The following is a 10,215-nucleotide window of genomic DNA, read 5'->3' on the forward strand; positions in this document are numbered from 1 at the left end:
ATCAATACTTATTCCGGAAAATTCCTGCACACATGTCGGATATGGCGCCCGTCACCGCAATCTAGAACGTGTTCTAGTTTATGGTGGATTGGTGCAGCAATACGTGCCAGCAGTGGGAACCGAGCCAGGAGCGCAACGATGACAGCCCCGATCGTGATCGTCGGCGCCGGTCTGGCCGGCCTGCGCACCGCGGAGGAATTGCGCCGCGCCGGATACGAGGGCGGAGTGATCCTCGTCGGTGACGAACAGCGCTTGCCCTACGATCGGCCGCCGTTGTCCAAGCAGTTCGTGCGCGGCGAGACCGAGGATACGACGCTGCGCCCCGCCGAATTCTTCGCCGAGAAGAACATCGAGCTGCGACTGGGCCTGGCCGCGACCGGAGTCGACACCGCGGCGCGCACCGTGACCTTCGACGACGGCTCCGTGCTCGAGTACGGACAGCTGATCATCGCAACAGGCCTGCGCCCCAAGCGGATTCCGGGTCTGCCCGAGGCCGCCGGTGTCCACGTCCTGCGGCGGCACGAGGATGCGGCCGCGCTGCGCGACGGACTGGCCACCGCGCGGCGGGCGCTGGTGGTCGGCGCCGGATTCATCGGCTGCGAGCTGGCGGCGAGCTTCCGTTCCCGCGGCGTCGACGTGGTGCTGGTGGAACCACAGCCCACTCCGCTGGCCGCCGCCCTGGGCGAGGCGGTCGGCCGCCTGGTCGGGCGCATGCACCGCGACGAAGGGGTGGACCTGCGCTGCGGCGTCGGACTGAGCTCGTTGCAGGTCGAAGACGGCGCGGTCACCGGGGCCACCCTCACCGACGGCACTACGGTCACCGCCGATCTGGTGGTCATCGGTGTCGGCTCCGCGCCGATCACCGAATGGCTGGCCGGATCCGGCATCCCTCTGGCGGAACCGCAGGTGGGCGGGGGTGTCCTCGCCGACGAGGTGGGCCGCACCTCGGTCGAGGGTGTGTGGGCGGTCGGCGATGTCGCCGCGTGGCGCCACGACAACGGCCGGCACAAGCGGGTGGAGCACTGGACCAACGCCGGTGAGCAGGCACGGCTGCTGGTGACCGCGCTGCTCGGCGGCGACGTTCCCACGGCCGCCCGGGTGCCGTACGTGTGGAGTGACCAGTACGACCTGAAGATCCAGGTCCTCGGCACCCCGGCGGGCGCCGACGAGATCCGGATCGTCGAGGACGACGGCCGCAAATTCCTGGCGCACTACTTCGACGGCGGAGTCCTGACCGCCGTGGTCGGCGGCGGTCGCACCGCGCAGGTGATGAAGATGCGCGCCGAACTCGCAGCCAACGCCAGGTCCGCCGCACCCGCGAGCTGAACGCCCGCGCCGGGCCGGGCCGCCCGGATCGGTCGGTGCGGCGGCACGCCAGCGGCGCGCGGAACAGGTCCGGCCGATACCCCGGTCGGGCGTAAGGGTTCGTGGCGACGCTAATACAGTGGCTGGGTGATCGTTGCGCTCATCGATTCGGGACTGGGGTTGTTGCCGACGGGGGCGTGGCTGCGCAAGTTGCGTCCCGACCTCGATCTGCTGCTGCAACTGGATCCCGATGGTGCGCCGTGGGGGCCGAAACCCGAGCAGTGGGTGATCGATCGGGTGCTGGATGCGGCCCGCCGATCGTTGCGGCTCGGCGCGGAGGCCATTGTGCTGCCGTGCAATACCGCCAGCGTCACCGCACTCGAACAGGTGCGTGCCGAGGTCGGGCCCGACGTGCCGGTGATCGGCACCGTCCCCGCGATCAAACCGGCGGCCGCCGCGTGTGCCTCGGTCGCGGTGTGGGCGACCGCGGCCACGACCGCGAGCCGCTACCAGGCCGATCTCATCGCTCGCTTCGGCGGTGACGCCGATGTGACCGGTGTGGCATGCCACGGCCTCGCCGACGCGATCGACCGCGGAGATCTCCCGGCCGTCGAGCACGCCATCGCCCGCGCCGCCGAGCAGACTCCCGCCGGCACCGAGGCGGTCGTCCTCGGCTGCACCCACTACCCGCTGGTCCTCGATTCCATCGTGGCCGCGCTGCCCTCGGGCGTCCGTCTGTTCGACAGCGCGGAAGCCGTTGCGGGCCAGACACTTCGGCGCATCGACGCCCTGGGCCGGCCGACCGCCGGCGCCGGCACGGTGACGGTCTACAACAGCGGCCGTGCCGGTGAACTGCCCGCGAGTGCGGCGGCCTTCGAATCCGGCCGAGCGCTCGGAGCGGTCGACACCGCGTGCCCGACCGCCTAGTTTCGCGGGGGCACTCGGCGTAGCCGGTGTCGACCCGGTCACGTTCGCGCCCGCGCTTCCCGCGGGCCGGCCGCTACCGGATTCGGTGCCGCCGATCGAAATCTGTTCCGGGACAATCTCTTTCAGCACCTCCGGCCGGAGCGTCGGAAAAGGGCTGTGACCTGCGCCCCAGTCAGCCGTGGGAGGTCCGGTGGCCCGTTATCCGGCGCGGTTCTACCGTGATTTTCGCAGACGTACAGCGCGGTCGTCGACGCATTTCCGCACCCACCCCTACCGGGCCGGCCGCCACGAAGCCGGCGCATCGGTAACAGACAGAACCGGAGTTATGGCTACCCGAACGCCTTGGAGCGATGTTCATCCCGGAACCGGCGACCTCGAATCGTCCGGCTCACTACCGACGCCACCGGGTGGTCGCCGTCCGAGCTGGGGATACCTGTGCGGGGCCGTGTTGAGCGCCGCGACTCTCGTCCTGTTGTTCCAGCCCTGGTTGTCGGCCTCCGGACCGGGCGGCGCGATCCGGTCGGATGCCTTCGGCAGGCTGACCGGTACGACCGTGTCCCAGCAGGACTGGGCAGGTGCCGGTCTGCGCGATACCGATATCAGCGGCACGTGGGCGGTGCTGACCTGTGTCGCGGTGCTCGCGACGATCTTCGCCGCGGTGGCCTATCTGCGCACCCGCGCGTCGATCTTCTCCGCCGCGGCCGCGGTGGCGGGGACCGGTGTGGCGGTGTTCGTCCTCGCGGATGTGCTGTACCTCGACAACAAGGAATCCGAGATGCGCGCGGCGGTCGCGGACGACAGCAGTTTCTCCGGCATCCTCCGCGGTCTCTTCGGTGGGGCGCATGCCGCGCATCAACTGGCGGGGGCCCATCTCGATTTCGCCGCAATGCTCGCCGGAATCACCGCCTTCGGGGCCGCGGCCTGTGTACTGACGAATCATCTGCGCGACAATCCGATTGTGCGCACGGCTGCCCGGCCGACGACGCGATCGGTCGCAGCCGCACACCCCTCGACACCGACCGCGTCGCCCACGACACCGACCGCACCTCATGTGGCGCCGGCAGCACCGCAACGGGTGTCGCCCGCGACGACCGCACCGCAGCCGGTACCGACCGCACCTCATGTGGCGCCGGCCGCGCTCCATCCGGCGCCGATCGCATCCCAGCTGGTGCCGACCGCCCCCAATCCGATGCCGATGGCACCGCAACCGGTTCCGGCCGCATCCCGGCTGGCGCCGGCGGCATCGCAGCCGGTACCGACCGCACCCCTTTCGGCTCCGGCAGCACCGCACCCGGCGCCGCCCGCACCGGCGACACCCCCGGCGCCCGTTGTCGAATTCGGGGATATCACCGCGGAGCGGCACGAGCCCGCACCGAGCGCCGCCGAACTCCCGCCGTTTCCGGTTCGGAAACAACCGAGTTGGCGCATCGTCATTCCCGCGGGAGCGGTGTCCGCGCACGCTCCGGTGCGGGGGGAGCGCACCTTCGCCAATTAGATCCGCAACGGCACGTGTCCGGCTGCGGCCGGACGCGTTGTCGTCGGGAATCGGGTGAGGGGTGAGTGATACTGCCGTACATGATCGTTGCGCATCATCCGGAGGATCGGCACTCGGCGTCGGGCGGTGTCGGCGGAGTGCGGGCATGAACTCCGCACCGACCGCCGCCGATGTCGCGCGTGCCATGGACGAGCTGGGTGATCCCGGCCGCGCCCTCGAGTTGCGGCGGTTCTTCAAAACCGGGCCCGGGGACTACGGCGAGGGCGACGTCTTCCTCGGAGTCCCCGTGCCGCAGACCCGCAAGGTCGCGAAACAATTTTTCGCACTGCCCGTTTCGGAGATAGCTGAGCTTTTGCGGAGTCCGGTGCACGAACATCGGCTCGCCGCCTTGGTGATCGCGAACAATGCCATGGCGAAGGCGGGGAAACCGCGCACGTACGACGTTGCCGCGCAACAGGAAATCGTCGAGATGTATCTCGCGGCGGTGCGCGGCGGGCGCGTGAACAATTGGGATCTGGTCGACGTATCGGCCGAGAACATCCTCGGCCCGTGGTTACTGGAACGGCCGCGCGATCTGCTCGACGAACTGGCGCGGTCGGAATCGCTGTGGGAACGACGGGTCGCATTGCTGACGACCTTCGCATTCATCAAGGCCGGCGACGCCTCGACCACGTTCGCACTGTGCGAACGGCTGCTCGACGATCGACGCGACCTGATTCAGAAGGCGGTCGGATGGATGTTGCGGGAAGTCGGCAAACGGGTGGACCGCGCCCTGCTCACCGAATTCCTGGACCGCCGTGCCCACGATATGGGCCGCACGGCACTGAGTTACGCCACCGAACATCTGGAACCCGAGACGCGCGCGGCCTATCGGGCGCAACGGCAAGCGCCGTAAGCCGGCTCGCCCACCACCCGGCGCCGCCGCCGTGCCGATACCGCGGCCGTGCACCGCGGCGGATTCCCCTGCCGCGCAGGGCCTACCGGTCGGCTGCGGCAGCGGCGGTCCTCAGAACTGGATCTTCAGATGATCGGTGACCGGATGCGCCTGGCACCCGAGGATGTACCCGGCTTCGATGTCCTCCGGATCGAGAATCTCCGAATTGTCCATCTCCACTTTGCCTTCCAGCACGGTGCAGGCGCAGGATCCGCATTCGCCCTCCTGGCAGGAGTACGGCACGTCCAGGCCCTTGGCGAGCATGATGTCGACCAGGGTCTGACGCCGCGGCCACTGCATGGAATGGGTCTCGCCGTCGAGTTCGACCTCCACGGTGGCCGCGTCGGCGGCGTCCTCCTCGCTGACCTCGACCGGGGCGCCGGCGGCGAACGGATCGCCGGACAGCGAATTGAAGACCTCGGCGTGGGTGCGGTTGCGCGGCACCTCCAGCTGGGCCAGGGCGTCGTGCACCCGGTCCATGAACGCCTTCGGCCCGCACATGAAGGCGCGGAAACCGGTGTACGGGGTGCACAGCGCGGCCAGTCCGTCGGCGGTGGGCAGGCCCTGCAGCGTCTCCAGCCAGTGCACCACCACGAGCCGCTGCGGATTCTTGTCGGCGAGTTCGCGCAGTTCGTCGGCGAAGATGACCGATTCCGGATCGCGGTTGGCGTAGACCAGCACGATCCGGCCGGTGCCGCGGGCGAGCGCCGATTTCAGGATCGACATCACCGGGGTGACACCGCTGCCGGCGGCGAACAGCAGCAGATCCTCGTCCAGATCCTTCGGCGTGAAGACGCCGGAAGGCGGCAGCACCTCGATCTCGTCACCGGCTTGGACGTTGTCGCACACCCAGTTCGACGCGTATCCGTCGACCGTGCGCTTCACGGTGACCTTCGGCTGCACATCGGTGTGCGGCGAGCTGGCCAGCGAATAGCAGCGCGCGACCGAACCGGTGCGCTCGCTCGGGATGCGCAGCGTCAGGAACTGGCCGGGCTGGTAGGCGAAGCGCTCGCGCAGTTCTTCGGGCACGTCGAAGACCAGCGAACAGGCGTCGGCCGTCTCGTTGACGACAGCGGCGACCCGCAGCACGGCCGATCGTGAGCTGTGCGGTACGACGGGATCGGCGGTGGTCATGGTGTCCTCTCGGGGCCGGGCACTGGAGCGGGCAAACTAGAACGTGTTCTAATTTATGATACGTGGCCGTCCCGCTGCCGGACAAGCTGGGCCTCGAGCCCCGCGATCAGCACATCCATACCGAAGTCGTAGGAGTATTTGCCGCGCAGATCGCCCATGTGCTTGACGGCCCGCTCGACGGCTTCGGGAAGCGGCATGTCGACCAGCGCGGATCGGTCCCGCGGATTGACCCGGGCGCGGCCGAACAGATACGTGTGAATGGTGGCATAGGCGGCGAGCACATTGCGATCGTCGAAGCCCGCATCGGACAGGATTTCCATCACAGCGGCGATCAGATCGAGCTGTTTGCCCAGCGTCTGTTCGATCAGCACATCGCCGAGGCCCGGATGTTTGCGCAGCTTCTCGTCGATCTGATCGATGAGTTCGCGCAGGCGCTGCTGCCAGGTGCCGAATTCCGGCGGTGGGGTCCGCACGCCGGTCAGGGCCGCGCTGGCCACCAGATCCAGCAGTTCGCGCTTGTCGGCGACGTAGTAGTAGGGCGCCATCGGCGAGACGCCTAGTTCGCGGGAGAGCCGGCGCATCGACAGCTTCTCCACGCCGTCGGCGCGCACCACACGCAATGCGGCCTCGACTATCTCGGCTTCCGAGAGTGTGTTGCCGCCCCCGCTCGTCTGCATCCGTCCGACTCCCATGCCACCTCTAGACCTGCGCAGCCCGCCCGACGGCCACCCGTCATCTGCTGTTCAATGTGCTTGCCTTCCGCAGTCTAGAGTGCGCGTTCGTGGTCGCGGCCCGGTACGTGGAGGAGATCGGCGCACGCGGCGACGCCGCATCTCATGCGGTAGTAGCCGGAGATGAACTATCGCGTCCCACGCGGAATCTCGTTGATCATGAAGTGAATGTTGCCGTGCGATAGCCAGATAGCGTCGATGGTCATTGACACACACGCAACGCCGGAGCCGGTGGGTTGCCGCCGGATTCGTATCGAATTCGGTCCGTTTTTTTCGACACGGGATGCCCGGAGGGCGGTTAGCGCATAGCATTCTTGGAATGCGCCATGATCGACTGCCCAACGGGTTCGGGGTGCGAATCGATCCTCGGGTGCGCACCTATTCCGGTGGACGGCTCTTGGTCGGTGGCTCGCCGACGAGGTTGCTGAAACTTGCTCCGGAAGCGGCCGCCCTGATCGGTGACGGGTATCTCGAAGTGACGGATCCCCAGTCCGCGGTGGTTGCCAGACGGCTGCTCGACTCCGGGGTGGCCAACCCGCGTCCGCGCCTGCTTCCTTCCCCCGAGGAGGTCACGGTCGTGGTGCCGCATTGCAACGACGCCGCCGGATTGCAGCGGCTGCTCTCGACCTTGCGCGGGCACAGCGTGGTGGTCGTGGACGACGGTTCGGACCGGCCGGTTCGGATTCCGCGCACCGGTGGGCGTTGCCGCGTCACCGTGCTCCGCCACGATGTACGCCAGGGCGTGGTCGCCGCGCGCAATGCCGGACTGCGGGCGGCGACAACGGAATTCGTCGCATTCCTGGATTCCGATGTGGTGCCCCGCGCGGGCTGGCTGGAGGTCATGCTCGGCCATTTCAGCGATCCCGAGGTCGCTTTGGTCGCGCCCCGCATCGTGGCGCGCGAGCCGGATGCCAGTGTGCTGGGCCGCTACGAGAGCGCGCGGTCGTCCCTGGATTTCGGCCGCCGGGAAACCGCGGTCAGTTCGCGCGGCTCGGTGTCGTACGCGCCGGGCGCGGCCCTGCTGGTGCGGCGGCACGCCCTGCTGGCCGAGGGCGGATTCGACGAGCAGATGCGCTCGGCCGCCGATATAGATCTGTGCTGGCGACTCGAGCGCGCCGGCTGGCGGTTGCGCTACGAGCCCGCCGCGCACGTCGCCTGCGATCAACCGGCCTCGTTCGGAAAGTGGTTCGGGCGCAAGGTTTCTCACGGCGCCGCCGCGGCGCCGCTGGCCAGGCGCCACGCCGGGATGGTCGCCCCGCTGTCGGTGCCGTTCTGGACCGTCGCCGCGACCGCGCTGCTTGCCACCGCCTCGCGGGCCGGAATCCTGGGCGGACTCGCCACGCTGCTCGCCGCGCTGATCCGGCTGCGGCGGGTGTTCGCCGAACTCGACAATCCGACGCGGGTGGCGGCCATCCATCTGGCCCGCGGATTCTCCGCCGGGGTGTGGCGGATCGTCTCGGCGCTGTGCCGGCACTACTGGCCGGTGACCGTGCTGGCGATGATCGCCTCCCGGCGCATCCGCCGGCTCGCGGTCGCGCTGGCGATCGCCGACGGACTGGCCGACTGGTTCACCCACCGCGATGCCGGCGGCCTGGATCCGGTGCGGTATCTGATGTGCAAGCGGCTCGACGACCTCGCCTACGGGACCGGCCTCTGGTCGGGTGCGCTGCGTGCTCGCAACGTGGCCGCGCTGCGCCCGGCCGTTCCGCGGCATTGATGGCCGGGGTCACAGTTGGCCCCGATATGCCGTCTACCTCACATTTCGCCGCGATCCGATACTGGTGTGACCTGTCGGACAAACCGTATGCTTCGCCCATGCCCTTCCTGACCCGCCGGTACAGTGTGGGACGGGAAAGAAAGGCAAATGGTCAGCAATCTCACAGGCGATAACCGTCCCGAGGGCAGGGTCGAGCCCGGGACACAGCTCGGTGCGCTGGAAGCCTATGCCGCTCAGGCCCACGGTTACCTCAGCGTCGGGGGTGATCAGCTCAATCAGCTGCCCGGATTGCTGCGTCCGCTGGTTCTGGAGTCTTGGCTGCGCAGTCTGCGCGGCGGGGTCGACCCCATGGACGTACTCGACGGCCGCGGTCTGCGAGGTGCCGATCTGCAGCGCTACCGCGACAACCATCCGATTGCCGCGGTGATGCCACTGGTCGACAAGTTGCTGCTGCAGGACGCCACCGGCATCGGCCTGATCGTGGTCGTCGCTGACCAGTTCGGCCGGGTGCTGTCGGTGCACGGCAATCCCGACCGGGTCGAGGCCGCCGCCGAGGTCGGCCTGCGCGAGGGCGACGATCTGTCCGAACGCCGCATCGGCACGAACGCGGTCGGACTGGTGGTCCGCACCGGGCGCGCCACCTGGATCCACGGGCCCGAACACTTTCTGCACCGGATGCATCAGCTCACCGGGGCGGCCGCGCCCGTCCACGATCCGGACGGCCGGTTGGTCGGCGTGCTGATGATCGCCGGCGGCGTGCGCGTCGCGCGCCCGGAGATTCTGGCATTGGTGAAGGCGGCCGCGACCGCGGCGGAAATGGATCTGGTGCTCGCGGCCGTGCGCACCGAACAACGAGGCGCGGATCGCCGTGCGCCCGTGGGTCATTCGACGCCGCCGCGGACCGCCGGCCGACTGGCGCTGGAGGTGCTGGGGCTGGGCCAGCCGCAGTTGTCGGTCGACGGCGAGCGCATCGCGTTGTCGCAGCGGCATGCCGAGATCCTGCTGCTGCTGGCCGAACATGCCGAAGGTCTGTCCGCCGATCATCTGGCGTTGCTGCTCGACGACACCGACCTCGACAACGCCACCATCCGCGCCGCCATGTCGCGGCTGCGCTCGGTGGTCGGCCCGGACGTCTTCGGCTCGCGGCCGTATCGGTTGCGGGTGCCGGTGTCCACGGATGTGGAGGCGCTGCGCGCGGCACTGGACTCCGGTGATGTCCACAGTGCGGTCCGCCATTACACCGGACCGGTGCTGCCCCGTTCGACCGCTCCCGGAGTTATAGACATTCGCGATGAATTGCGGGTGCGGCTACGGACCGCAGTGTTACGTTCCGGTGACGCGGCCGTGCTGAGCCGTTGGACCTCGGGAGCCGAGGGGCGTGACGATGCCGCCGCATGGGTGGCCTATCGAGCCACCGCCGACCGCGATTCCGCCCTGTATGCCCAGATCGAGGCCAAAATTCGGGTACTCGACCGGCGGATGGGCGCCGATGCAACGCAGATGCAACGTTTCGGCTCGTAGGCTCCGCGTCTGAAAGTGTCCTGACTCACACAAACAGGTCACAGTGTGGTTTCGGGCACATCTCTGCCCCGAGATCGACCGAATTGGACGCTAGTCCGAGTTTTTTTGAAGGAACTGATTCCTTTTTATTAGTCTTCGGCCTAGTGTTCGCTGCATGAACGGTGGCGCGAGTCGCCACCGGCCGATGCAGGAGATGAGGCCGCGGGAGCTCGGGGCCGCGATGTTGGAGGAAGTCGAGTTCGAGGATGAGTTGGTGACCGCACCGGTTCACCGAAATTACTGAGACACAAACCATTTCGCTCTTTCACACCTTCGCGATCGCGTGAGGTGTATTCGCCGAACCATCCGTGGCAAAGCCAGGGTCCGCGTCGTCGCGCGGTGCCCGGGGCTTATTTCGTGCTGCCCGAAAATCGTTCGGTCGCTGGGTATTTCGTCAAACGAGGAGGCTCTG

Annotated in this window: 8 protein-coding genes; 6 read left to right on the plus strand and 2 right to left on the minus strand. The window is 68.2% G+C overall.

The window, feature by feature from the left end:
* Nucleotides 1-138: 138 nt before the first annotated feature.
* From NE2_RS22915 to NE2_RS22930, 4 genes are all read left to right on the plus strand, one after another.
* Entirely contained in the window at nt 139-1,326 is a 1,188-nt protein-coding gene (locus NE2_RS22915) for an NAD(P)/FAD-dependent oxidoreductase (protein WP_063029263.1), read from the plus strand.
* Between the two features lie 126 nt (nt 1,327-1,452).
* The gene (locus NE2_RS22920) at nt 1,453-2,232 is read left to right on the plus strand and encodes a glutamate racemase (protein ID WP_063029265.1); all 780 of its coding nucleotides are present in this window, start codon (nt 1,453-1,455) and stop codon (nt 2,230-2,232) included.
* 448 nt (nt 2,233-2,680) lie between these two features.
* Nucleotides 2,681-3,727 (plus strand): hypothetical protein, encoded by a 1,047-nt coding sequence (locus NE2_RS22925; RefSeq protein WP_146165347.1) that lies wholly within the window; start codon nt 2,681-2,683, stop codon nt 3,725-3,727.
* A 145-nt stretch (nt 3,728-3,872) separates the two neighbouring features.
* A complete protein-coding gene (locus NE2_RS22930; RefSeq protein ID WP_063029269.1) occupies nt 3,873-4,622 on the plus strand; it encodes a DNA alkylation repair protein in 750 nt (249 codons plus the stop codon).
* A 111-nt stretch (nt 4,623-4,733) separates the two neighbouring features.
* Here NE2_RS22930 and NE2_RS22935 read toward each other — a convergent pair whose 3' ends face one another.
* Nucleotides 4,734-5,795, minus strand: a complete 1,062-nt coding sequence (locus NE2_RS22935) for a ferredoxin--NADP reductase (RefSeq protein WP_063029271.1) — start codon at nt 5,793-5,795, stop codon at nt 4,734-4,736.
* A gap of 53 nt (nt 5,796-5,848) precedes the next feature.
* Nucleotides 5,849-6,472 carry a mycofactocin system transcriptional regulator MftR2 gene (mftR2, locus tag NE2_RS22940; protein WP_030517131.1) on the minus strand — a complete coding sequence of 208 codons (624 nt, stop codon included), beginning with the start codon at nt 6,470-6,472 and terminating at the stop codon, nt 5,849-5,851.
* Nucleotides 6,473-6,845: 373 nt separating this feature from the next.
* Here mftR2 and mftF point away from each other — a divergent pair, with 373 nt between their 5' ends.
* Nucleotides 6,846-8,243, plus strand: a complete 1,398-nt coding sequence (mftF, locus tag NE2_RS22945) for a mycofactocin biosynthesis glycosyltransferase MftF (protein WP_063029273.1) — start codon at nt 6,846-6,848, stop codon at nt 8,241-8,243.
* Between the two features lie 147 nt (nt 8,244-8,390).
* Nucleotides 8,391-9,764, plus strand: coding sequence for a GAF domain-containing protein (locus tag NE2_RS22950; RefSeq protein ID WP_030517133.1), 1,374 nt, complete (start codon nt 8,391-8,393; stop codon nt 9,762-9,764).
* Nucleotides 9,765-10,215: the final 451 nt, after the last annotated feature.

The sequence above is a fragment of the Nocardia elegans NBRC 108235 genome (assembly GCF_001612845.1).
Classification (GTDB): domain Bacteria; phylum Actinomycetota; class Actinomycetes; order Mycobacteriales; family Mycobacteriaceae; genus Nocardia; species Nocardia nova.